Origin of the sequence: Kitasatospora sp. NPDC058046 (assembly GCF_042885595.1) — a bacterium.
GTDB lineage: Bacteria > Actinomycetota > Actinomycetes > Streptomycetales > Streptomycetaceae > Kitasatospora.
On record NZ_JBHVRS010000037.1, the window covers coordinates 46,178 to 68,949 of the forward strand.

General features: G+C 73.1%; 21 protein-coding genes. 20 read left to right on the forward strand and 1 reads right to left on the reverse strand.

The features are described from left to right. The first annotated feature begins 12 nt into the window (after positions 1–12). From ACFVU7_RS41960 to ftsH, 4 genes are all read left to right on the forward strand, one after another. Positions 13–2,466, forward strand: coding sequence for a [protein-PII] uridylyltransferase (locus tag ACFVU7_RS41960; protein ID WP_388051578.1), 2,454 nt, complete (start codon positions 13–15; stop codon positions 2,464–2,466). Positions 2,467–2,646: 180 nt separating this feature from the next. After that, positions 2,647–4,212: a signal recognition particle protein gene (gene ffh / locus ACFVU7_RS41965; RefSeq protein WP_117491973.1), complete on the forward strand. Its 1,566-nt coding sequence runs from the start codon at positions 2,647–2,649 to the stop codon at positions 4,210–4,212. A gap of 78 nt (positions 4,213–4,290) precedes the next feature. Next, the gene (locus tag ACFVU7_RS41970) at positions 4,291–4,815 is read left to right on the forward strand and encodes a GNAT family N-acetyltransferase (RefSeq protein WP_388051581.1); all 525 of its coding nucleotides are present in this window, start codon (positions 4,291–4,293) and stop codon (positions 4,813–4,815) included. A 92-nt stretch (positions 4,816–4,907) separates the two neighbouring features. Next, the gene (gene ftsH, locus ACFVU7_RS41975; protein WP_388051583.1) at positions 4,908–6,899 is read left to right on the forward strand and encodes an ATP-dependent zinc metalloprotease FtsH; all 1,992 of its coding nucleotides are present in this window, start codon (positions 4,908–4,910) and stop codon (positions 6,897–6,899) included. Between the two features lie 97 nt (positions 6,900–6,996). On the opposite strand, the gene ACFVU7_RS41980 is transcribed toward ftsH, so the two are convergent. Beyond that, entirely contained in the window at positions 6,997–7,830 is an 834-nt protein-coding gene (locus tag ACFVU7_RS41980) for a class I SAM-dependent methyltransferase (RefSeq protein WP_388051585.1), read from the reverse strand. A gap of 189 nt (positions 7,831–8,019) precedes the next feature. Here ACFVU7_RS41980 and proS point away from each other — a divergent pair, with 189 nt between their 5' ends. The 16 genes from proS to dprA all read left to right on the forward strand — a co-directional run bounded on the left by proS (position 8,020) and on the right by dprA (position 22,469). Beyond that, positions 8,020–9,432, forward strand: a complete 1,413-nt coding sequence (proS, locus tag ACFVU7_RS41985; protein WP_388051588.1) for a proline--tRNA ligase — start codon at positions 8,020–8,022, stop codon at positions 9,430–9,432. A gap of 444 nt (positions 9,433–9,876) precedes the next feature. Beyond that, the gene (locus ACFVU7_RS41990) at positions 9,877–10,455 is read left to right on the forward strand and encodes a hypothetical protein (RefSeq protein WP_049650398.1); all 579 of its coding nucleotides are present in this window, start codon (positions 9,877–9,879) and stop codon (positions 10,453–10,455) included. A gap of 467 nt (positions 10,456–10,922) precedes the next feature. Continuing rightward, the gene (rpsP, locus tag ACFVU7_RS41995) at positions 10,923–11,351 is read left to right on the forward strand and encodes a 30S ribosomal protein S16 (RefSeq protein WP_049650397.1); all 429 of its coding nucleotides are present in this window, start codon (positions 10,923–10,925) and stop codon (positions 11,349–11,351) included. A gap of 2 nt (positions 11,352–11,353) precedes the next feature. Continuing rightward, positions 11,354–11,593, forward strand: coding sequence for an RNA-binding protein (locus ACFVU7_RS42000; RefSeq protein WP_030056773.1), 240 nt, complete (start codon positions 11,354–11,356; stop codon positions 11,591–11,593). A gap of 172 nt (positions 11,594–11,765) precedes the next feature. Continuing rightward, entirely contained in the window at positions 11,766–12,338 is a 573-nt protein-coding gene (gene rimM / locus ACFVU7_RS42005; RefSeq protein ID WP_074001521.1) for a ribosome maturation factor RimM, read from the forward strand. 110 nt (positions 12,339–12,448) lie between these two features. Further along, the gene (trmD, locus tag ACFVU7_RS42010; protein ID WP_074001584.1) at positions 12,449–13,267 is read left to right on the forward strand and encodes a tRNA (guanosine(37)-N1)-methyltransferase TrmD; all 819 of its coding nucleotides are present in this window, start codon (positions 12,449–12,451) and stop codon (positions 13,265–13,267) included. A gap of 154 nt (positions 13,268–13,421) precedes the next feature. Further along, positions 13,422–13,772: a 50S ribosomal protein L19 gene (gene rplS, locus ACFVU7_RS42015; protein WP_030306736.1), complete on the forward strand. Its 351-nt coding sequence runs from the start codon at positions 13,422–13,424 to the stop codon at positions 13,770–13,772. A gap of 78 nt (positions 13,773–13,850) precedes the next feature. Continuing rightward, entirely contained in the window at positions 13,851–14,759 is a 909-nt protein-coding gene (lepB, locus tag ACFVU7_RS42020; protein WP_388051591.1) for a signal peptidase I, read from the forward strand. A 232-nt stretch (positions 14,760–14,991) separates the two neighbouring features. Further along, the gene (lepB, locus tag ACFVU7_RS42025; RefSeq protein ID WP_074001522.1) at positions 14,992–15,756 is read left to right on the forward strand and encodes a signal peptidase I; all 765 of its coding nucleotides are present in this window, start codon (positions 14,992–14,994) and stop codon (positions 15,754–15,756) included. A gap of 242 nt (positions 15,757–15,998) precedes the next feature. Next, a complete protein-coding gene (gene lepB, locus ACFVU7_RS42030) occupies positions 15,999–17,006 on the forward strand; it encodes a signal peptidase I (protein WP_074001523.1) in 1,008 nt (335 codons plus the stop codon). Between the two features lie 160 nt (positions 17,007–17,166). Next, entirely contained in the window at positions 17,167–17,919 is a 753-nt protein-coding gene (gene lepB / locus ACFVU7_RS42035) for a signal peptidase I (protein WP_388051594.1), read from the forward strand. A 112-nt stretch (positions 17,920–18,031) separates the two neighbouring features. Further along, positions 18,032–18,505 carry an NUDIX hydrolase gene (locus tag ACFVU7_RS42040; protein WP_049650392.1) on the forward strand — a complete coding sequence of 158 codons (474 nt, stop codon included), beginning with the start codon at positions 18,032–18,034 and terminating at the stop codon, positions 18,503–18,505. A gap of 55 nt (positions 18,506–18,560) precedes the next feature. Beyond that, positions 18,561–18,887, forward strand: a complete 327-nt coding sequence (locus tag ACFVU7_RS42045) for a DUF2469 domain-containing protein (RefSeq protein WP_030056781.1) — start codon at positions 18,561–18,563, stop codon at positions 18,885–18,887. Positions 18,888–19,055: 168 nt separating this feature from the next. Continuing rightward, positions 19,056–19,559: a YraN family protein gene (locus ACFVU7_RS42050; RefSeq protein ID WP_079271927.1), complete on the forward strand. Its 504-nt coding sequence runs from the start codon at positions 19,056–19,058 to the stop codon at positions 19,557–19,559. A 1-nt stretch (position 19,560) separates the two neighbouring features. Then, positions 19,561–21,276, forward strand: a complete 1,716-nt coding sequence (locus ACFVU7_RS42055; RefSeq protein ID WP_117489673.1) for a YifB family Mg chelatase-like AAA ATPase — start codon at positions 19,561–19,563, stop codon at positions 21,274–21,276. Next, positions 21,273–22,469: a DNA-processing protein DprA gene (gene dprA / locus ACFVU7_RS42060; RefSeq protein ID WP_388051597.1), complete on the forward strand. Its 1,197-nt coding sequence runs from the start codon at positions 21,273–21,275 to the stop codon at positions 22,467–22,469. Before ACFVU7_RS42055 ends, dprA begins: the two co-directional genes overlap by 4 nt. Positions 22,470–22,772: the final 303 nt, after the last annotated feature.

The following is a 22,772-nucleotide window of genomic DNA, read 5'->3' on the forward strand; positions in this document are numbered from 1 at the left end:
GGACCCACGCGCATGACCACCGAGACCAGCCCCTCCGACCCCGTCGACCCCTCCGACCCCGTCGGCTGTGCCGCCGCCGCCCGGGCCGCGCTGCTCGCCGCCCCCGGCCTGGGCGGCCGCCCCCGCCGCCGGGCGCTCGCCCGGCTCACCGACGACTGGCTGGCCGGGCTGCTCGCGGCCGCCGGCGCCCCGCCCGGCGTCGCGCTGGTCGCGGTCGGCGGCTACGGGCGGGGCGAGCTGTCCCCGCGCAGCGACCTGGACGTCCTGCTGCTGCACGACGGTCCGGTCGCCGGGGAGCTGCCCGAGCGGATCTGGTACCCGGTCTGGGACTCGGGCGCCAGGCTCGACCACGCGGTGCGCACCGTCGCGGAGGCCCGCGCGGTCGCCGCCGCCGACCTCAAGGCCCAGCTCGGCCTGCTGGACGCCCGGCACCTCGCCGGGGACCGGGCGCTCACCGACGCGCTGCGCGCCGCGGTGCTCACCGACTGGCGCGCGAGCGCCCCCGCGCGCCTGCCCGAGCTGCGCGAGCTGGGCCGCGAGCGGGCCGAACGGCAGGGTGAGCTGTCCTTCCTGCTGGAGCCCGACCTCAAGGAGGCCCGCGGCGGCCTGCGCGACGTCGTGGCGCTGGACGCGATCGCCGCCAGCTGGCTGGCCGACGCGCCCCGGGACGGCCTGGACGACGCCGCGCGGTGGCTGGCCGACGTGCGGGACGCCCTGCACCTGGTCACCGGCCGGGCCACCGACCGGCTCGGCCTCCAGGACCAGGACCAGGTCGCCGAGCGGCTCGGGGTGCTGGACGCCGACACCCTGCTGCGCCGGGTCTACGAGGCCGCCCGCACCGTCGCGTACGCGGGCGACGTCACCTGGCGGGCGGTGGACCGGGTGCTCGCGGCCCGCGGCGGCCGCGGCCGGCGGGTGCGCCGGCTGGGCATCCCGTTCGCCGGCTCCGGACGCGGCTCCGGCGCGGTGGCCCGGGGCGCGGTCGAGCGGCGGCCGCTCGCCGAGGGCGTGGTCGAGCAGGACGGCGAGGCCGTGCTCGCCCAGGGCGCCCGCCCGGCCGCCGACCCGGTGCTGCCGCTGCGCGCCGCGGCCGCCGCCGCGCAGAACGGGCTGACCGTCTCGTACGCCACGGTGCGCCGGCTGGCCGCCGAGTGCCGCCCGCTGCCGGTGCCCTGGCCGGACGAGGCGCGCGAGCAGCTGGTCACCCTGCTGGGCGCGGGGGAGTCGGCCGTCCCGGTGTGGGAGGCGCTGGAGGCGGAGGGGCTGGTCCGCCGGCTGATCCCGGACTGGGAGCGGGTGCGCTGCCGTCCGCAGCGCAACGCGGTGCACCGCTGGACGGTGGACCGGCACCTGGTGGAGACGGCGGTGCGGGCCGCCGCGATGACCCGCCGGGTGGCCCGCCCGGACCTGCTGCTGGTCGCCGCGCTGCTGCACGACATCGGCAAGGGCTGGCCGGGGGACCACAGCGAGGCCGGCGAGGTGATCGTCCGCGACCTCGGCGCCCGGATGGGCTTCGGCCCCGAGGACACCGAGACCCTGGCGGTGCTGGTCCGCCACCACCTGATGCTGGTGGACACCGCGACCCGGCGCGATCCGGACGACCCGGCCACCGTCGAGGCGGTCACCAAGGTGGTCGCCACCCTGCCCGAGCTGGAGCTGCTGCACGCGCTCACCGAGGCGGACGCGCTGGCCACCGGCCCGGCCGCGTGGAGCGGCTGGCGGGCCTCGCTGGTGGACGGCCTGGTGGCCCGGGCGGCGGACCGGCTGGCCGGGGCGGGCACCCCGCCGGCGGAGGGCGCGCCGACCGCCGAGCAGGAGCGGCTCGCGGTCGAGGCCGCCCGGACCGGCCAGCCGGCGCTGTCGCTGCGGGCCCGCTCCGAGGGGGCGGAGCCGGGTGCCGAGCCGATGGGCGTCGAGCTGAACCTGGCCGTCCCGGACCGGCCCGGGCTGCTCGGCACCGCCGCCGGGGTGCTCGCGCTGCACCGGCTGGCCGTCCGCTCGGCCGGGCTGCGCGAGCTGGACCCGGTGGGCGCCGGGCCGGTGCTGCTGCTGTCCTGGCGGGTGGCGGCCGAGTACGGCGAGCTGCCGGAGGCGGCCCGGCTGCGGGCCGACCTGCGCCGGGCGCTGGACGGCTCGCTGGACGTCACCCGCCGCCTCGCCGAGCGGGACGCCGCGGCCCCGCGCCGCCGGGGCATCCCCACCCCGCCGCCGCTGGTCGCCGTGGCGCCCGCGGTGGCCTCGGCGACCGCGACCGTGCTGGAGGTCCGCGCGCACGACGCCCCCGGGCTGCTGCACCGGATCGGCCGGGCGCTGGACGGGGCGGGCGTGCGGGTGCGCACCGCGCACGTCTCCACGCTGGGCGCGGAGGCCGTCGACTCGTTCTACCTGACCGACGGGGCGGGCCGTCCGCTGACCGCCCGGCGGGCCGGCGAGGTGGCGGCGGCGGTCCGGGCCGCACTGGGCTGACGCGCCCCGGAGGGCTCCGGCGGCGGGGGCCGTCGGGCCTCGGCGGCGAGGGCGGAGGAGTGCCCGGAACGGGGGTGGAAGAGCTTCGGGAGCAGGGGTGGAGACCGTACCCGGGGCGGCCGGATACCCTGGGGGGCGACGACCGTACCGATTCCGATGCCGCAGAGGACCCGCGACGACGTGTTCGACACCCTTTCCGATCGCCTCGCAGCGACGTTCAAGAACCTCCGGGGCAAGGGCCGCCTGAGCGAGGCGGACATCGACGCCACCGCCCGCGAGATCCGCATCGCGCTGCTGGAGGCGGACGTCGCGCTGCCGGTCGTCCGGGCCTTCATCAAGCAGGTCAAGGAGCGGGCGCTCGGCGTCGAGGTCTCCGGTGCGCTGAACCCGGCGCAGCAGATCATCAAGATCGTCAACGAGGAGCTCATCTCCATCCTCGGTGGCGAGACCCGACGGGTGCGGTTCGCCAAGAGCGGCCCGACGGTGATCATGCTGGCCGGTCTCCAGGGTGCCGGTAAGACCACCCTGGCGGGCAAGCTCGGCCACTGGCTGAAGAAGCAGAAGCACACCCCGCTGCTGGTCGCCTGCGACCTCCAGCGCCCCAACGCGGTCAACCAGCTCCAGGTGGTCGCCGAGCGCGCCGGCGTGGCCTTCTACGGCCCGCAGCCGGGCAACGGCGTCGGCGACCCGGTGCAGGTGGCCAAGGACTCGATCGAGTACGCCAAGCAGAAGCAGTACGACGTCGTCGTCGTCGACACCGCAGGCCGCCTGGGCATCGACGCCGAGCTGATGCAGCAGGCCGCCGACATCCGCGCCGCGGTGAACCCGGACGAGGTCCTGTTCGTCGTCGACGCGATGATCGGCCAGGACGCGGTCACCACCGCGCAGGCCTTCCTCGACGGCGTCGACTTCACCGGCGTGGTGCTCTCCAAGCTCGACGGCGACGCCCGCGGCGGTGCCGCCCTGTCGGTCGCGCACGTCACCGGCCGGCAGATCATGTTCGCCTCCAACGGCGAGAAGGTCGACGACTTCGACGCCTTCCACCCGGACCGGATGGCCTCGCGCATCCTCGGCATGGGTGACGTCCTCTCGCTGATCGAGAAGGCCGAGCAGACCTTCTCGCAGGAGGAGGCGGAGAAGATCGCCGCCAAGCTGCGCGGCGGTCCGAAGCAGTTCACCCTGGACGACTTCCTGTCCCAGCTGGAGCAGGTCCAGAAGATGGGCTCGATCTCCAAGCTGCTCGGCATGCTGCCCGGCATGGGCCAGATCCGGGATCAGATCAACAACATCGACGACAAGGACGTCAACCGGGTCGGCGCGATCATCAAGTCGATGACCCCGGCCGAGCGGGCCGAGCCGGAGCTGATCAACGGCTCCCGCCGGGCCCGCATCGCCAAGGGCTCCGGTGTCCAGGTCGGCGAGGTGAAGAACCTGGTCGAGCGGTTCTTCGAGGCCCGCAAGATGATGTCCGCGATGGCCTCCGGCAAGGGCATGCCCGGCATGCCGGGGATCCCGGGCATGGGCGGCGGCGCCAAGAAGTCCGGCAAGAAGGCCCCGCAGGCCAAGGGCAAGCGCAAGAGCGGCAACCCGCTGAAGCGCGCCCAGGAGGAGGCCGCGGCCGCCGAGCGCCGCGCGCTCGGCCCGGGCGCCGGCCAGGGCCCGGCGGACGGCGGCGCGTTCGGCCTCGGCGCGGGCAAGGGCCCGGCCGACTTCGAGCTGCCCAAGGAGTTCAAGGACCTGCTGTAGTCCTCCGACCGGCTCCCGTCGGCCCGTCGTCCGGTGTTTCCGGGCGGCGGGCCGATCGCGTGTCCGATGATGGGGGGCATGCGAGTGATGATCAGGGCCCCGAGGGCCGACGACACGGCCGGGTACGCCGAAGCGGTCCGGCGGTCCGCCGAACACATCGGACGGTGGAACCCGGTCGAGCCGGACGGGCTGCCCGACCTGCTGAAGCGCCAGGGGTCCGGGCTGCGCACCTTCCTGATCGTCGACCGGGAGACCGGCGGACTGGTCGGCAAGGTGAACGTCGCCAACATCGTGATGGGCCGGTTCTGCAACGCCTCGCTGGGCTACGACTCGTACGTCCCGTTCAACGGCACCGGGCGGATGACCGAGGGCATGCGGCTGGTCGTGGACCGCTGCTTCGCCCCGCAGACCGCCGACGGGCTCGGGCTGCACCGGCTGGAGATCAACGTGCAGCCGGAGAACGAGCGCTCGATCGCGATGGCCAAGCGGCTGGGCTTCCGGCACGAGGGCTTCACCCCGCGGATGCTGTTCCTCCAGGGCGACTGGCGCGACCACGAGCGGTTCGCGCTGACCGCCGAGGAGTGGCCGGGCGCAGCCGCATAGTCGCTGGTGGGAGGGGTCGGCGCGGCCGTCCGGCGGTCCGGGCGCGGCGTTGCGATTGGCCCGCCCGAGCACCTGTCCGTATTGTCCGATGGGTGACCGAACCCGTGCCGCCACGTCAGACCCCCGACCAGCCCTGGCGTTCGGAGGGCGCCCCGCCCCCGCCGCCGCCCAAGCGCCGGATGCCCGGCGGCTGGGTGGGCCTCGCCCTCACCGCCCTCGTGGTGTTCCTGATCTCGGACCTGCTGCTGTCCTTCTTCGGCCCCGCCGGTGCCACCACGATCTCGTACACCGAGTTCAACAACCAGCTGAACAAGGGCAACATCACCAAGATCTACGCCAAGGGCGACGCGATCGAGGGCACCCTCAAGAGCGCCCAGCCCAAGCCGGACGGCGGCAAGGGCGACTACACCGAGTTCGACACCCAGCGGCCCTCCTTCGCGGGCGACAACCTCTGGACCACCCTGCAGCAGCAGGGCGTCGAGGTCACCGCCACCTCGCCGGTCCAGCAGCGCAGCTTCCTCACCAACCTGCTGATCTCGCTCGCCCCGATGCTGCTGCTGATCTTCATCTGGGTGCTGCTCGCCCGCCGGATGGCCGGCGGGCTCGGCGGCGGACCGCTCGGCCGCAAGGCCCCGCCGAAGCCGGTCACCGCAGAGGAGGGCAAGCGCACCACCTTCGCCGACGTGGCCGGCATCGACGAGGTCGAGGCCGAACTCACCGAGGTCGTCGACTACTTGAAGAACCCCGAGCGGTACCGCAGGCTCGGCGCCAAGATGCCGCGCGGCGTGCTGCTGAGCGGCCCGCCCGGAACCGGCAAGACCCTGCTGGCCCGGGCCGTGGCCGGCGAGGCGAACGTGCCGTTCTTCTCCGCCTCCGCCTCCGAGTTCATCGAGATGATCGTCGGCGTCGGCGCCAGCCGGGTCCGCGAGCTGTTCGCCGAAGCCCGCAAGGTCGCCCCGGCGATCATCTTCATCGACGAGATCGACACCATCGGCCGCCAGCGCGGCGCCGGCGGCGGCATGGGCGGGCACGACGAGCGCGAGCAGACCCTCAACCAGATCCTCACCGAGATGGACGGCTTCAGCGGCTCCGAGGGCGTCATCGTGATCGCCGCGACCAACCGGGCGGACGTGCTCGACCCGGCCCTGCTGCGCCCCGGCCGCTTCGACCGGCGGATCACCGTCAGCCCGCCCGACCGGGAGGGCCGCGCGGCGATCCTGCGCATCCACAGCCGCAGCGTCCCGCTGGCGGGCGACACCGACCTCAACCAGCTGGCCAAGGTCACGCCGGGGATGACCGGCGCCGAACTCGCCAACCTGGTCAACGAGGCCGCGCTGCTGGCCGTCAAGCGCAAGCAGGACGCGGTCAACGAGCGGGACCTCTCGGACGCGCTGGAGAAGGTCCAGCTCGGCGCGGTGCGGCCGCTGGTGATGCCGCAGGAGGAGCGCGAGCGGACGGCATACCACGAGAGCGGGCACGCGCTGCTGGGCATGCTCCAGCCCGGCGCGGACCCGGTCCGCAAGATCACCATCGTGCCGCGCGGCCGGGCGCTCGGCGTCACCCTCTCCACCCCGGAGAACGACCGCTACTCGTACACCGAGCCGTACCTGCGCGGCCGGATCATCGGCGCGCTCGGCGGCATGGCGGCCGAGCAGGTGGTCTACGGGGTGATCACCACCGGTGCGGAGAGCGACCTGGAACAGGTCACCAACATCGCCCGCGGGATGGCCGGACGCTGGGGGATGAGCGAGCGGGTCGGCCGGCTCACCGCGGTGCCCTCCGACCCGCAGGGCGCGTACGGGCTCTCCGCCGCGCCGACCACCCTGGACGCGGTGGACGAGGAGGCGCGGCGGATCGTCTCCGAGTGCTACGACGACGCGGTGCGGATCCTGACCGAGCAGCGGCACCGGCTGGACGCGCTGGCGGCGGCGCTGCTGGAGGCGGAGACGCTGGACGAGGCGGCGGCGTACCGCGCGGCGGGGGTGCCGCGGGAGGGCTCCGAGGGTTCCGACGGGCCTGCCGGCGGGTCTGGCAGGCCTGGTGGGTCCGACGGGGCCGACGGGAAGTCGATCGACCGGGCGTGAAGCCGGGGGCCGGGGGCGCTCGCCATGGTGGCGGGCGCCCCCGGTTTTTCGTCCCCCCTGCGGACTCCTCGCCCCTCCTCGCCCCTCCTCGTCCCGCCTAGCGCGACCGTTCGGCGACCAGGTAGCGGAACAGGTTCTCCATCCGTACCGAGCCGTCCGCGCGCAGGTACGGCTGGAGCACCTCCTCCAGCTCCTTGGCCACCAGCGAGGCCCCGGAGAACTCCTCGGCCGGCTCGAACAGGCCGGTGGAGAGCAGCCCGCGCACCGCGCTGTCGAGGTCGGCGTAGGCGAACGGGCAGCTCACCCGGCCGCTGCCGGCCGGACGCAGGCCGGCCGGGGCCAGCAGGTCCTCCAGCGCGCCGGGCGCGCTCAGCTCGAACGGGTCGCGCGCGGTGGTCCGGCCCGCCATCCGCCGGGCCACGTCCAGCACCGGGGCGCTCTCGCAGCGCTCCGGCGGGCCCCAGGCGGCCAGCACCACGTGCCCGCCCGGGAGGGTGAGCCGGGCGGCCTCGGCGACCACCGGCCCGGCGTCGGCGGCCCCGGGTAGCTGCTCGAAAACCGTCACCAGCGAATGGGCCGAGCGGGCGACGGCCGCCGACGTCCGGGGCCCCGCGCACACCCGCAGCCGGCGGTCGTGGGCCAGCTCGCGCAGCTCGTCCCGCGGCTCCTGCCCGGCGACCTGGGCGCCCCGGCCGGCCGCGAGCAGCAGGGCCAGCCCGGAGCGGCAGCCCAGGCCCAGCACGCTGCTCGCCGGGCCGACCTCCAGCCGGTCGTAGACCGCTTCGTAGAGCGGCACCAGCATGCGTTCCTGGATCTCCGCCCAGTCGCGCGCCCGCGCGGGGCGGGCCGTCCCGGTCCGCGGGTGGTGCGGGCGTGCGCCCGTCGGTCGTGCGGTCGTGCCGGTCGTGCCGGTCGTGCGAGCTGAAGCCATGGCGGCCTCCCATCCGGTCCTTCGGTGCGCTGCTACGGCTCCCCCAAAGTCCCGCCCCACACCAGCGAACAGCGGGTCGGGCCCGGCGTCCAGAGGGGTGCAGGGTGGTGCGCGCGTGTCGCGGTGGTGCGCCCCCGCCCGGTGATACCGATTCGAAACCGGGGCCCCGGGCCCCGTACCATTCGCCCCATGGCTAAGGCACCCGTTCTCACCCCTCAGGCGGAAGACTTCCCGCGCTGGTACCAGGACCTCATCAACAAGGCCGAGCTGGCCGACAACGGTCCGGTGCGCGGCACCATGGTCATCCGACCGTACGGCTACGGCCTGTGGGAGCGGATGCAGCAGGAGATGGACGCGCGGATCAAGAAGGCCGGCGCGCAGAACGCCTACTTCCCGATGTTCATCCCGCAGTCCTACCTGACCAAGGAGGCCGAGCACGTCGAGGGCTTCGCCCCCGAGCTCGCGGTGGTCACCCACGGCGGCGGCAAGCAGCTGGAGGAGCCGGTCGTCGTCCGGCCGACCTCCGAGACGATCATCAACGAGTACTTCTCGAAGTGGGTGCAGAGCCACCGCGACCTGCCCCTGCTGATCAACCAGTGGGCCAACGTGGTCCGTTGGGAGCTCCGCCCGCGCGTCTTCCTGCGCACCACCGAGTTCCTCTGGCAGGAGGGCCACACCGCCCACGCCACCTACCAGGACGCCCGCGAGTACGCCTCGATGATCCACACCCAGGTCTACGGCGACTTCATGACGAACGTGCTCGGCATCGACGTCGTGCTCGGCCGCAAGACCGCCAAGGAGCGCTTCGCCGGCGCCATCAACACCCTCACCCTCGAGGGCATGATGGGCGACGGCAAGGCGCTGCAGATGGGCACCAGCCACGAGCTGGGCCAGAACTTCGCCAAGGCGTTCAACACCACGTACCAGCTGCAGGGCGCCGAGCGCGAGTACGTCTGGCAGACCTCCTGGGGCGTCTCGACCCGCATGGTCGGCGGCCTGATCATGTCCCACGGCGACGACAACGGCCTGCGGGTGCCCCCGCGCCTGGCCGCCGTCCAGGCCGTCGTGCTCGCGATCAAGGGCGACGACGCGGTCATCGCCAAGGTCCGCGAGATCGGCGCCCAGCTGGAGGCTGTCGGCATCCGGGTCGTGGTCGACGACCGCACCGACACCCCGTTCGGTCGCCGTGCCGTCGACTGGGAGCTCAAGGGCGTTCCGCTGCGCATCGAGGTCGGCCCGCGCGACCTGGAGAACGGCACCGCGATGCTGGCCCGCCGCATCCCGGGCGGCAAGGAGCCGGTCTCCATCGACGCCCTGGCCGCGCTGCTCCCGGGCGTGCTGGAGGAGGACCAGGCGCTGCTGCTGCGCCAGTCCCGCGAGCGCCGCGAGTCCCGCACGGTCGACGTCAAGACCATCGACGAGGCCATCGAGGCCGCCGCGACCGGCTGGGGCCGGATCTCCTGGGCCGACCTCGGCGCGGAGGGCGAGGCCAAGCTGGCCGAGCAGGGCGTCACGGTCCGCTGCATCGTCGCGGCCGACGGCTCGGTGCCGCTGGCGGACGACCAGGAAGGCAATGTCGCGCTCGTCGCCCGGGCGTACTGACATCCGTTCGGTGTTCGGTGGATGTCCGGTGGATGTCCGCCGGACGCCGGTCGCCCACGGGTAATGACCGGCACCGGCGACATTTGCCCGGAATGCGGATGGGTAAGAATCCGGTAACTGTTCCGGTGCGTCCCCGCGGGGGACATCCCTACTGGCCGGTCAACTCCCGGTATTAACCGAATAGCGGTACGGTGTACGGCCCGTGGCCCTGTCAATCCGGCAGGCCCACGGGCCGTACGTCCTGGGTGGCGACAGCCCGCCCCCCGGACGGAATTCATCAGGCCCGCCGACGTTGCGACGGGCCCAAACCGGCAGGGGGTTGGTCTTGCGTCAGATCCGGAACGCGCAATTCGCGCGCGGCCTCGCATTCCTGGGAGTTCCCTGTGAATTCCCCGGGAACGAGAACATGCGGAACATCGGCTCGCACTCCATCGTTGGTCTAGCGTGAGCACGACACAGCCCCTCGTTCTCGCGGCCGAACTGGCCGCCGCCTGGAGTGACATCCAGGCCTACCACCAGGACCTTCCCGATCTGGCCTCGCCCGAGGCCCTGATCGGCGAGTCCTCCTCGGCCTGCGGGACGCGGCTCGGTTTCGAGCGCCTCCTCCACGAGGCCGCCCACGGTCTGGCCGCGGCCCGGGACATCCGGGACACCTCGCGCGCCGGCCGCTACCACAACCGGCGCTTCCTGATGCTCGCTTCCGAGCTGGGCCTGGCGCACCCGGTCGAGCCGCACGCGAGCAGCGGCTTCTCCCAGGTGACCATGCTCAAGGAGACCCAGGAGCGGTACGCCGAGACCATCGAACGCCTGGACCGTGCCCTCGGGGCGCACCAGGAGGCGGTGGCCGGCGACGGCGCGACGCGCGCCTTCCGCGGCCCGGCGGCCCGGCACGGCTCCTCCGGGGGCGGCGTGCGGGTCAAGGCGGTCTGCGGGTGCGGGCGCAACGTCCGGGTCGTTCCCTCGGTGCTCGCGCAGGCGTCCATCGTCTGCGGCGCGTGCCAGCAGCCGTTCAAGATCGCTTAAGTCGCTCACGCCGCTCACGTCGCTTGAGCGGTCGACGTCCCGACGGGCTGCTGTGCGGGCAGCGGTCCGGCCGGATGGGCGGCGCGGAGCGGAGTGGAGCGGTACGGGCGGTGCACGCGGGGCCGGCGGTACCGGCAGCGGCGGCAGCGCCGAGTGAGCGGTGACAGGCGGTAGCAGTACCAGGCGGTACAGGCCGTACGAGCAGTACGGAACGAGCGGTACAGCAGGACAGCGGTGATGTCTTCGGGTTGGACCGGGAGCGGGGGCTCCCGGTCGAGCCCTGACCGGGTGCCCGGTCCCGCGTACAGGCGGTTCTCGCCGATGTGGCAGAATGGACAGCTGAGTACTCGGCAGCCGAGCAGGACCCCTCTCTCCTACGGCTGGCGTGTCCCTTGAACGGTCCGCCCCGCAACCCCACGCGACGGCGAGCCCGCTCACCCACGTCAACACCAGGAGAATCCACTCCCGTGGCAGTCAAGATCAAGCTGAAGCGTCTCGGCAAGATTCGCTCCCCGCACTACCGCATCGTCGTCGCCGACGCCCGCACCAAGCGTGACGGTCGCGCGATCGAGGAGATCGGCATCTACCAGCCGACCTACAACCCCTCGAAGATCGAGGTCGACAGCGACCGCGCCCAGTACTGGCTGTCCGTCGGCGCCCAGCCGACCGAGCCGGTGCTCGCCATCCTGAAGCTGACCGGCGACTGGCAGAAGTTCAAGGGCCTGCCGGCTCCGGCTCCGCTGCTCGTTGCCGAGCCGAAGGTCGAGGACTTCTCGCACCTGTTCGCGAAGGCCGTCGCCGGCTTCGAGGACGCCACCACCGGTGTCGCCATCACCCCGAAGGCCAAGAAGTCGGACAAGGCCGAGGCCGAGTCCGACGCCGCCGCCGAGGCCTGATCGTGATCGAGGACGCCCTCGACCACCTGGTGAAGGGCATCGTCGAGCACCCCGACGAGGTGCAGGTGCGCTCGCGCAACCTGCGTCGGGGGAACACCATCGAGGTGCGAGTGCACCCCGATGACCTCGGCAAGGTGATCGGCCGGGGCGGCCGTACGGCGCGCGCTCTGCGCACCGTGGTCGGCGCCCTCGGCGGTCGCAACGTCCGGGTCGACCTGGTCGACGTGGACAACATTCGCTGACGCCGCTGCTCGTTCAGCCGTCAGGGCTTGTGAGGCCGACCGGGACGCATGTCGTCCCGGTCGGCCTTTCGCATTTCCGTCAGCATTTCCGTCGCTTCATGGCTTAGCAGTCCGTCGCTTCGCAGCCCGTCGCTTTTCGTTGCGGCTCAGGAACTCCAGGAGAACGATCACCGTGCAGCTCGTCGTCGGCAAGATCGGCCGTGCCCACGGCATCAGGGGGGACGTCAGTGTCGAGGTCCGCACCGACGAGCCGGAACTCCGGCTCGGCCCCGGTGCCGTCCTGCTCACCGACCCCGCGTCGACCGGACCGCTGACCGTCGAGTCCGGCCGGGTGCACAGCGGCCGACTGCTGCTGCGCTTCGCCGGCGTCAAGGACCGCAACGCGGCCGAGGCCCTCCGTGGCACCGTGCTCATCTCCGAGGTCGACCCGGAGGAGAGCCCCGAGGACCCGGAGGAGTACTACGACCACCAGCTGATCGGCCTGGACGTGGTGCTGCTGGACGGCACCCCGGTCGGCGAGCTGACCGAGATCGTCCACCTGCCCTACCAGGACCTGCTCACGGTCAAGAAGGCCGACGGGACGGAGGTGCTGGTGCCCTTCGTCAGCCAGATCGTGCCGACCATCGACCTGGAGAACCAGCGCGCCGTGATCACCCCGCCGCCCGGGCTGATCGACATGGAGCAGGCCGAGGTCGCGGGGACCTCCTCGGCCGAGCGCGGCGAGGACTCGGAGGAGTCGGAGTGACCGTCGAGGAGCGCGCCGGGGCGGGTGTCGAGGTCGGCGCCGAGGTCGGTGTCGGGGTCGGCGCCGATGCGGCGCCCGGCGGCGCGGTGTCCGGCGGGGTGCAGAGCGGCATGCGGATCGACGTCGTCACGATCTTCCCGGAGTACCTGGAGCCGCTGGACGTCTCGCTGGTCGGCAAGGCCCGCGCCCGCGGGCAGCTGGACGTGCACGTCCACGACCTGCGCGGATGGACCCACGACGTGCACCGCACGGTCGACGACAGCCCGTACGGCGGCGGCCCCGGCATGGTGATGAAGCCCGAGCCGTGGGGCGAGGCGCTGGACGCGGTGGTCGCCGGCGGCCCCGAGGGCCAGGTGCCCACCCTGGTCGTGCCGACCCCGAGCGGGCGCCCGTTCACCCAGGAGCTCGCCCAGGAACTGGCCGGGCGCCCCTGGCTGGCCTTCACCCCCGCCCGGTACGAGGGCATCGACCGCCGGGTGATCGAGGAAGCCGCCACCCGGATGCCGGTGGTCGAGGCCTCGATCGGCGACTACGTGCTGGCCGGCGGCGAGGTCGCCGTGCTGGTGATGGTCGAGGCGATCGCCCGACTGCTGCCCGGAGTGCTCGGCAATGCCGAGTCCCACCGCGACGACTCCTTCGCGCCGGGCGCGATGGCCGACCTGCTGGAGGGCCCGGTCTACACCAAGCCCGCCGAGTGGCGCGGCCGTACGGTGCCGGACGTGCTGCTCAGCGGCAACCACGGCAAGATCGCCCGCTGGCGCCGCGAGCAGGCCTTCGCCCGGACCCTGGCGAACCGGCCCGACCTGGTCGAGCGCTGGCAGTACGGCGCCTTCGACAAGAAGGAGCGCGAGGCGCTGAGCATCCTCGGCCTGGCCTGGGACGAGCGGCTCGGCCGATTTCGGTCCACGGCCGTTGATGTGGAAGAATAGGCGGCTGCTGTCTGTCGCTGGTTCCCTCCTGTAGGGGACACGTGGACCGGCGCCCTCGCCACGGGGGGATCGCCGTCAGCCGATGCGGCCCGCAGCGAACCCCATTGTGACGATTTTCCGTGGGCGGCCCGTGGCGCCTGCGATGGAGAGCAACATGAGCAACAAGCTCGCTGCTGTCGACGCGGCCTCGCTGCGTAGCGACATCCCGGCCTTCCGCGCCGGTGACACCCTGAAGGTTCACGTCCGGGTCATCGAGGGCAACCGCTCCCGTGTCCAGGTCTTCCAGGGCGTCGTCATCCGCCGCCACGGCGCCGGCATCGGTGAGACCTTCACCGTTCGCAAGGTCAGCTTCAACGTCGGCGTGGAGCGCACCTTCCCGGTGCACACCCCGGTCGTCGAGAAGATCGAGGTCGTGACCCGCGGTGCGGTTCGCCGCGCCAAGCTGTACTACCTGCGTGACCTCCGCGGCAAGGCCGCGAAGATCAAGGAGAAGCGCGACCGCTGATCCACCGGCCCCCGGCCTCGCCGGGGGATCGGAACGCTCTGAGGGGGCCGAGTGGCCGCAAGGTAAGCTCACCCCCCGATGAGCACGCACGAACCATCCGCGGACCGCGACGGCAGTCCCGCACCCACCGGTGCGGACTCACTGTCGCGGTCCGCGGTCGTTTCCGGGGGTGGCGTCGTCGGCGCGGAGCGCGCCGACGGGCCGGAGCACGCTGAGGTACTGGAGCAGGCCGAGGGCCCGGAGCAGACCGGCGGCTCCGGCGGCGACGGCTCGGACCAGTCGGACGAGTCGGAGCAGGATGAGGAGCCCGGGCGCTCGCGTTCGCGGGACCTGCTGCTGTTGGTCGGGATCTGCCTGACAGCCCTGCTGCTGGTGAACGCCTTCGTCGCGCGTCCCTTCTCGGTGCCCTCCGGGTCGATGGAGGAGACCCTGCGCCCCGGCGACCGGCTGGTCGCGTACCAGCTCGCCTACGCCTTCGGCGGCCATCCCCAGCGGGGCGACGTCGTGGTCTTCGACGGGAGGGGCTCCTTCCTCCGCGAGTCGGCGAAGCCGCCCACGTTCTGGGACGGCCTGCGCTCGTTCGCCCAGGACCTCGGGCTGGCCCCGGCCGGGGACACCGTCTACGTCAAGCGCGTGATCGGCGTCGGCGGGGACCGGGTGACCAGCACCGGGCCGGGCGCGCCGATCACCGTCAACGGCGTGCCGATCGACGAGACCTCCTACCTGTCCCCGGGCGACGACCCGTCGAGCGTGGCCTTCGACATCGTCGTGCCGGCCGGCAAGCTGTGGGTGATGGGCGACCACCGCAGCGCCTCCCGGGACTCCCGCGACCACCTCGGCGATCCCGGTGGCGGCTTCGTGCCCGAGAAGAAGGTGATCGGCCGGGCGGACTGGGTGGTCTACCCGTTCTCGCGCTGGACCAGCCTGGACCGGCCCGCGGCCTTCGCCGCGACTGCGGGGACAGGCGGTCATGGGGACCAGGGGTAGGGGGCGGCTCGACGACCGCCCGGCCGCCGGAGGCCCGACTGGCCCGACTGCGGGGGGACCGGCCGCAGGGGGTCCGGCTTCGGCCGGTCCGGTGCGCGGTGGACCGGGGGAGGACGGCGCGGCAGGCCGTGGACCGGCAGGGGCCCCGTCGGCGCGCGGCCGGGCCGAGCGCCGTCGCAGTGCCCGCAAGGCCGCCCGTCGGCGCAAGCGCTCGCTGGTCCGCGAAGTGCCCATGATCGTCCTGGTGGCCCTGCTGGTGGCGCTGGTGATGAAGACCTTCCTGGTCCAGGTGTTCGTGATCCCCTCGGGTTCGATGGAGCAGACCATCCTGATCGGGGACCGGGTACTGGTGGACAAGCTGACCCCCTGGTTCGGCAGTGAGCCGCAGCGCGGCGACATCGTGGTGTTCAAGGACCCGGGTGGTTGGCTGGAGCGCGACCGCAAGCCGTCCGAGGACGGCCCGGTGCTGGGTGCGGCCAAGCAGGTGCTGACCTTCGTCGGACTGCTGCCCTCCGACAACGAGCAGGACCTGATCAAGCGGGTGATCGGCGTCGGCGGGGACACCGTCGAGTGCTGCGACGCGCAGGGGCGCCTCAGCGTCAACGGCCACCCGGTGGAGGAGTCCTACCTCGCGCCCGGCAACCCGCCGTCCCGGCAGGCCTTCAGGATCCAGGTGCCGCAGGGGCGGCTGTGGGTCATGGGTGACCACCGGGACGTCTCCGCCGACTCCCGTTTCCATATGGGCAATCCGGGACAGGGGACGATCCCGCTGAGCGGCGTGGTCGGTCGCGCGTTCGTGACCGCCTGGCCGCTGGACCGCTTCCATCAACTCGATGCGCCCGGTTCACTCTCCTCTCTCGCCCGGATGCCGCAGGCCGGCGGAACTGCCGCGGGATCGGTGGGCGTTGGGCCGGTTCCTGCGGAACCGCCGCTCGTTATGGGGGTGTTGGGCATCCTTCCGCTCGTCGTTCGCCGGTCGGGGCGGCCTCCGGAGTGAGCCGCACCGGCCGCCGACCGGACGGGCCTCGCGTGTGGGACCGCGAGCCGGATGCCTTGGAGTGATAGAGAAGTGCAGGTGCGGCCGGGAGTGGTCCCGGTCGCGGGCCGAGGCTGTGCTGGTGTCAGGGGAGTCCGCGGTGGGCAGCCCTGAGGCGTTCATGGTCGTGGTGAGCGTGGTGCCCGCTGTGCGGCACTCTGAGCGCGGGCGCGCGGGCGTCCGCACAGCAGGGAGGAGACGTTGTGGGGGATTTGGTGATCGGCGCCCGATCAGGCGCCGGAGAGCCCGAGGGCCCAGGCCGTCGGGCGGACCGGTCCACCGAGTCCGCGGCCTCCTCGGCCTCGGTCGAGGACGCGGCGGCGCAGACCGCCGACGGGCAGGGCGGTGCCGGATCGGAGGACGCCCCGGGCTCCCAGCACGCGGAGGCCGAGCCCGCGGACGGCTCGGAGTCGGAGGCTCCGTCCAAGCCGCGCAAGCAGCGCTCGTTCTGGAAGGAACTGCCGATCCTGGTCGGCATCGCGCTCATCCTCGCGCTGGTGATCAAGACGTTCTTCGTCCAGGCGTTCTCCATTCCGTCGGAATCGATGCAGAACACGCTGCAGGTCGGCGACCGCGTCCTGGTCGACAAGCTGACCCCGTGGTTCGGGGCCGAACCCGAGCGCGGTGAGGTCGTGGTGTTCCACGACCCGGGCGGCTGGCTGAGCGACGAGCCGACCCAGCAGAGCAGCAACTCCTTCCTCCGCGGTGTGCAGGACGTGCTCAGCTTCGTCGGCCTGATGCCCTCCGCCAACGAGAAGGACCTGATCAAGCGGGTCATCGCGGTCGGCGGGGACACCGTCGAGTGCGAGGGCGAGGGGCCGGTCAAGGTCAACGGCGTCGCGCTCAACGAGCCGTACGTCTACCAGGGCAACACCCCGTGCGGCGACCACCCCTTCGGCCCGGTCAAGGTGCCCAAGGACCGGATCTGGGTCATGGGCGACCACCGCGCCAACTCGCTGGACTCCCGTTTCCACATGGACCAGCCGGGCGGCGGCACCGTCCCGGTGGACAACGTGATCGGGCGTGCCTTCGTGGTGGCCTGGCCGGTCGGCCACTGGTCGACGCTGCCGGTGCCGGACACCTTCGACCAGAAGGGCCTGGCGGCGGCCGCGCCGATGGCGCCCCCCGTGGCCGGTGCGGTGGGGGCCGTCGCCCTGCTCCCGCTGGTGCGGCGGGTGCGTGGCCGGGCGGAGAGCCGCAAGGAGTCCTGAGCTCCACCGGATCGTGTTCCGCCGGGTTGGCCCCGGCTCTTGCGCGGGCCGTGGTACCGACGAGTAATCTGCTCGGACGTGCCACGGCCCGCCGGCTTTTCCGCCCGAGCCTCCGGCGTGCCAGTGATGTTCTCCGGTCGGCCAGAGGTGGACGGTGTCGATGAGCAGTGTCGTGGAGCAGACGGCCGACCACCCGACCGCGCCCGCCCGTGCGGGCCGTCGGCCCGCCGCGGTGCTGCAGGGCGTCGCCCTGGCACTCGGGCTGGTGCTGATGGTCGGCGGCTTCGCGCTGATCGCGATCGACTACCGGCCGTACAAGATCCCCACCGCCTCGATGCACCCGACGCTGCGCGTCGGGGACACCGTGCTCGCCCGCAAGGTCGGCGGCGGCGACATCGGGCGGGGCGACGTGGTGGTCTTCCGGGACCAGGCCTGGGGCGGCGAACTCATGGTCAAGCGGGTGGTCGCGGTCGGCGGGGACACCGTCGCCACCAGCGGGGCCGATCACCGGCTGACGGTCGACGGGCAGCCGGTGGACGAGCCCTACCTCGCGACGCAGGGCGGCCAGGGCCAGCCGTTCAGCGTGACGGTGCCGCAGGGCCGGCTGTTCCTGCTCGGCGACAACCGGGTGGGCTCGCTGGACTCCCGCACCCACCTGGAGGTGGACGGCGGGACCGTCCCGGCCGAGGCCGTCGAGGCGAGGGTCGAGGCCACCGTGCTGCCCTTCGGCCGGACGGGCCTGCTCGACCGGGTCACGGACTTCGACGGCTTCGCGAGCCCGAAGGCCTCGCAGCCGGGGCCGCTGGAGCCCTCCGCCTACGCTGCCGTCGCGGGCGCGGCGCTGATCCTCGTGACCTCGGCGGTGGGCGGGGTGGCGGGTCTGGCCCGCCGGCTCCGGGGGCGCAGTTCCTGAGCGGGGCCGTCGCCCCGCGGGCCGCTCTGCCGAACATCGCCCCGGACGACCGCGCCGGGTGGCAGGATCGGTAGCGCCACCGATGCGAACGGAAGGAGCGTGGAGCGCCGCCATGACAGCACGGCGCCGCAGAGCGGCGCGGATCCTGCTGCTGGACGGGCTGGACCGCATCCTCCTCTTCCTGGGGGCCGACCCGGCCACTCCGGGGGAGACGTGGTGGTTCACGCCCGGGGGAGGCTTGGAGGCGGGGGAGGACGTGCGGGAGGCCGCCGAGCGGGAGCTCGCCGAGGAGACCGGCCTGCGGGGTGTGGACCTGGGGCCCTTGGTGGCGTACGGCACGGTGTCGTTCTCCTTTCAGGGACAGCGCTACGAGCAGGAGCAGTGGTTCCACCTGGCCCGGACCACGGAGACGGTGCTGGACCACTCGGGCATGGGCGCCGACGAGCACGCCCAGTTGCTCGCGGCGCGTTGGTGGACGGTCGAGGAACTGAGGGGGACCGCCGAGACGGTCTATCCGGTCGGTCTGGCGGACTTCCTGGAGCGGCTGCTGGTCGAGGGCCCGCCGGTGGATCCGGTACGGCTCTGACCGTGGGTGCGGTGGTCCACAATGGGTGGACGTGACAAGTTGAGGGGACGCCTGGATGAGTGCCGAAGATCTCGAGAAGTACGAGACCGAGATGGAGCTCAAGCTCTACCGGGAGTACCGGGACGTCGTCGGCCTGTTCAAGTACGTGATCGAGACCGAACGACGGTTCTACCTCACCAACGACTACGAGCTGCAGGTGCACTCGGTCCAGGGCGAGGTGTTCTTCGAGGTGTCGATGGCGGATGCGTGGGTCTGGGACATGTACCGGCCGGCCCGGTTCGTCCGCAAGGTCCGGGTGCTGACCTTCAAGGACGTGAACATCGAGGAACTCGCGAAGAGCGATCTGGAGCTGCCCTCGGACGAGTCCGGCTTCGGGAACTGACGTTGGACGACTCCGTCCCGCGTTGTCCAGCCGAATTTCGCGGGAACGGGGCTTCTCACCCCTGCGGGTGACAGGAGTTGCCCACAGGTCCGAGTTATCCACAGGGAACGGGAATTCCCGGGCCTCGCCGTGCGCGTTGGGGCAGCCTCCTCGGCGGAGGTGGTCACCATGCAGCACACCGTCGTGCAGGACCAGGCCGTACCGGACACGGCCGCAGCCGGGAAGGCCCCGCGGGCGATCCCGGACCGCAGCACCAGGAACGGGCTCGGCCGGTACGGGGAGCGGGTCGCCGCCCGCCGCCTCGCGGAGGCCGGGCTCCGCATCCTGGACCTCAACTGGCGCTGCGCCGAGGGCGAGCTGGACATCGTCGCCCTCGACGGCGACACCGTGGCGGTCTGCGAGGTGAAGACCCGCTCCGAGCGGGGTTTCCAGCAGCCCACCGAGGCCATCGACCGGGCCAAGGCCGCCCGGCTGCAACGCCTGGCCGAGCGCTGGATGGCCGAGCGCTGGCCCGACCACTTCGCCCGGCTGGCCGGCCCCGGCTACGACCCGGGGCCCACCGATCCACAGTGGCCTCCCGCCCCACCGGGCGGGGTGCGGATCGACCTGGTCGCGGTGGTCAACCGGGCGCGGGGTGCGGCCCTGGTCGACCACCTGCGGGGGGTGGTCTGAGATGGCCTTCGCCCGTACCTGTTCCGTCGCGCTGGTCGGCGTCGACGGAGTGATCGTCGAGGTCCAGGCCGATCTGGAGCCCGGGGTGGCCGCGTTCACCCTGGTCGGCCTGCCCGACAAGGCGCTCACCGAGGCCCGCGACCGGGTCCGTGCCGCGGTCGTGAACAGCGGCGAGGCCTGGCCGCAGCGGAAGCTGACGGTCGGTCTCAGCCCCGCCTCGGTGCCCAAGAGCGGCAGCGGCTTCGACCTCGCGGTGGCCTGCGCCGTGCTGGCCGCCGCCGAACGGCTCGACCCCTCCGCGATCGCCGACCTGCTGATCATCGGCGAGCTGGGGCTGGACGGCCGGGTGCGGCCGGTCAGAGGGGTGCTGCCGTCGGTGCTGGCCGCCGCCGACGCCGGGTACCAGCGGGTCGTGGTCGCCGAGCAGACCGCACCCGAGGCCTCGCTCGTCCCCGGGGTGACGGTGATCGGCGTCCGCAGCCTGCGCCAGCTCGTCGCCATCCTGACGGGCGCGGCGGCACCGGAGGAGCCGCCCGATCCGATCGGGGGCAGGCCCGATCCGCTGATGGCCGGCCTGATGCTGCCCAGCGCCGGCGTGCGGGGCCTGCCCGACGACAGGGCGGCCCGGCTGGACATGGCCGACGTGGCGGGCCAGTACGAGGCCCGACGGGCGCTGGAGATCGCCGCGGCCGGAGGGCACCACCTCTACCTGAAGGGCCCGCCGGGCGCGGGCAAGACGATGCTGGCGGAGCGGTTGCCCGCGCTGCTCCCGCCGCTGACCCAGAAGGAGGCGCTGGAGGTCACCGCCGTCCACTCGGTGGCGGGGCTGCTCCCGGCCGGGCGCCCACTGATCGACACCGCGCCCTACTGCGCCCCGCACCACTCCACGACGATGCCGGCCATCGTCGGCGGCGGCAGCGGTATGCCGAGACCGGGAGCGGTCTCGCTGGCCCACCGGGGCGTGCTCTTCCTGGACGAGGCACCGGAGTTCCCGGTCCGGGTGCTCGACGCGCTGCGCCAGCCGCTGGAGTCGGGCGAGGTGGTGATCGCCCGCTCGGCCGGATCACTGCGGCTCCCGGCCCGCTTCCTGCTCTGCCTGGCGGCCAACCCCTGTCCGTGCGGCCGGTACTCGCGGCGGGGCGAGGGCTGTGAGTGCACCCCCGCCATGGTCAGCCGCTACCAGGGGCGGCTCTCCGGGCCGCTGCTGGACCGGGTCGACCTCCAGGTCCAGGTGGCCCCGGTGACCAGGGTCGAGCTCATGGAACGGGACACCACGGCGGAGACCACCGAGACCGTCGCGGCCCGGGTGCTGGCCGCGCGGGAGCGGGCGGCGGCCCGGCTGGCGAACACCCCGTGGCGGACCAACGCGGAGGTCCCGGGCCACGAGCTGCGCACCCGCTGGCAGCTCACGGCCGGCGCACTCAACGACGCCGCACGGCAGTTGGAGCGGGGGCTGCTGACCGCCCGGGGCCTGGACCGGGTGCTCCGGGTCGCCTGGACGGTGGCCGACCTCGCCGGCCGCGACCGGCCGGACCAACGGGACGTGCGCACCGCCCTGGTCCTGCGCACCGGGGTGGAGCACGGACTGCCGCTGACCGAGCGGGTCTTCGGGCGGCTCGGCGGAATCCCGGCCCAGCGCGCCAGCCCGGACGGCGACTTGTCCGGGGAGCCCGAGACGCCTGACGAGCGTTCGCGAAACCAGAAGGGTGAGGCATGAACCAGTTGCTGAGGCAACCTCGAATTCCCGGTGGTTCCGACGCCGGGCCCGGCCCCGGGGCCACCACCGAGACCGAGCCGGAACGCCTCGCCCGGGTGCTGCTCGGCCGACTCAGCGAGCCGGGGGACGCGGTGGTCGGTCGATGGCTCGCTCAACTTCCCGCCGTCGACGTGGTGAAGGCGATCCGGGACGGGACGGTGCCAGACCACCCGGGACTGGACGCCACCCGACTGTCCGGGTACCAGGCGCGGCTCCCGGGGCTGGACCCGCGGATGGACCTGAAACGGGTACGGGACGTCGGTGGGCGGTTCATCATTCCGGGGGACACGGAATGGCCCAGCCAACTCGACGACCTGGGTGACGGACGTCCGATCGGGCTCTGGGTGACGGGCACCGGCTCGCTGCGGCTGCTCGCGCTCCGCTCGGTCGCGATGGTGGGCTCCCGCGCCTGTACGGCCTACGGCGCCCACGTCGCGGGGGAGCTGTCCGCCCAACTGGCCGAACGCGGCTGGGTGGTCGTCTCCGGAGCCGCCTACGGGATCGACGCGGCCGCGCACCGCGGGGCGCTCTCGGTCGGTGGGACGACCGCCGCCGTACTCGCCTGCGGCGTCGACGTGGCCTATCCCAAGGGCAACGCCGAACTGATCCGGCGGATCGGCGTCCAGGGCCTGCTGGTCAGCGAACTCCCGCCCGGGGAGCACCCGAACCGCTTCCGCTTCGTCCTCCGCAACCGGGTCATCGCGGCGCTCACCCGGGGGACGGTGGTGGTCGAGGCGGCGGTGCGCAGCGGCGCCCTGAGCACGGCCCGACGGGCGCGGGACCTCAACCGCCACACCATGGGCGTCGCAGGCCCGGTGACCTCGGAACTCTCCGCCGGGGTGCACGCCCTGATCCGCAGCGGCGGTGCCACCCTGGTCACCGACGCGGCCGAGATCACCGAGCTGATCGGGGCGATCGGGGAGGACCTCGCGCCGCAGCGCAGCGGCCCGGTGCTCCCGCGCGACCTGCTGGAGCCGGCGGTGGCCCGGGTGCTGGAGGCCGTACCGGCGACGGCGGAGGGCGCGCCGGTCGAGCGGCTGGCCCGGCAGTCCGGCCTCCCGCCGGACGAAGTCCTGCAACGGCTCTACGAGCTGGGGTCGCTCGGCTACGTGGAGCGGCACGGCGCGCACTGGCGCGTGGTGCGGAGGAGGTGAGCGCTGGGACCGGGAACACGTTTGGGTAGAGGGAACGCATGTCGGATCCGCCCGGCTGACCTGCCGATCCGGTTCTGCTGTCCGTCGCCCGGATCCGGTGTGCGAACGCCACCGGATCGGGGGACGACCGAGTGGTGGTAGCGCTTTGCAGTGAGTTGGTCACGCTACGCTCCACATGCCTTCCCTATCAGCACATGACTCGGCAGAACGGCGCAGACCAACGCATGCCCACACACATTCCCGGACACAGAGTGACCGGTGGCGCTCGGTCCTCGGGAGGGCCGCGGACCGAGCGGCGCCCCG

Excerpts from the sequence above, each read along its gene's own strand:
- ACFVU7_RS42045 (WP_030056781.1), top strand. The coding sequence starts at position 18,561 with ATGAGTGCCGAAGATCTCGAGAAGTACGAGACCGAGATGGAGCTCAAG.
- lepB (WP_388051594.1), top strand. The coding sequence starts at position 17,167 with ATGAGCAGTGTCGTGGAGCAGACGGCCGACCACCCGACCGCGCCCGCC.
- trmD (WP_074001584.1), top strand. The coding sequence starts at position 12,449 with ATGCGGATCGACGTCGTCACGATCTTCCCGGAGTACCTGGAGCCGCTG.
- ACFVU7_RS42055 (WP_117489673.1), top strand. The coding sequence starts at position 19,561 with ATGGCCTTCGCCCGTACCTGTTCCGTCGCGCTGGTCGGCGTCGACGGA.
- ACFVU7_RS42050 (WP_079271927.1), top strand. The coding sequence starts at position 19,056 with ATGCAGCACACCGTCGTGCAGGACCAGGCCGTACCGGACACGGCCGCA.
- ACFVU7_RS41960 (WP_388051578.1), top strand. The coding sequence starts at position 13 with ATGACCACCGAGACCAGCCCCTCCGACCCCGTCGACCCCTCCGACCCC.
- lepB (WP_388051591.1), top strand. The coding sequence starts at position 13,851 with ATGAGCACGCACGAACCATCCGCGGACCGCGACGGCAGTCCCGCACCC.
- rplS (WP_030306736.1), top strand. The coding sequence starts at position 13,422 with ATGAGCAACAAGCTCGCTGCTGTCGACGCGGCCTCGCTGCGTAGCGAC.
- ACFVU7_RS42040 (WP_049650392.1), top strand. The coding sequence starts at position 18,032 with ATGACAGCACGGCGCCGCAGAGCGGCGCGGATCCTGCTGCTGGACGGG.
- lepB (WP_074001522.1), top strand. The coding sequence starts at position 14,992 with ATGATCGTCCTGGTGGCCCTGCTGGTGGCGCTGGTGATGAAGACCTTC.
- proS (WP_388051588.1), top strand. The coding sequence starts at position 8,020 with ATGGCTAAGGCACCCGTTCTCACCCCTCAGGCGGAAGACTTCCCGCGC.
- ACFVU7_RS41980 (WP_388051585.1), bottom strand. The coding sequence starts at position 7,830 with ATGGCTTCAGCTCGCACGACCGGCACGACCGGCACGACCGCACGACCG.
- ACFVU7_RS41970 (WP_388051581.1), top strand. The coding sequence starts at position 4,291 with ATGCGAGTGATGATCAGGGCCCCGAGGGCCGACGACACGGCCGGGTAC.
- dprA (WP_388051597.1), top strand. The coding sequence starts at position 21,273 with ATGAACCAGTTGCTGAGGCAACCTCGAATTCCCGGTGGTTCCGACGCC.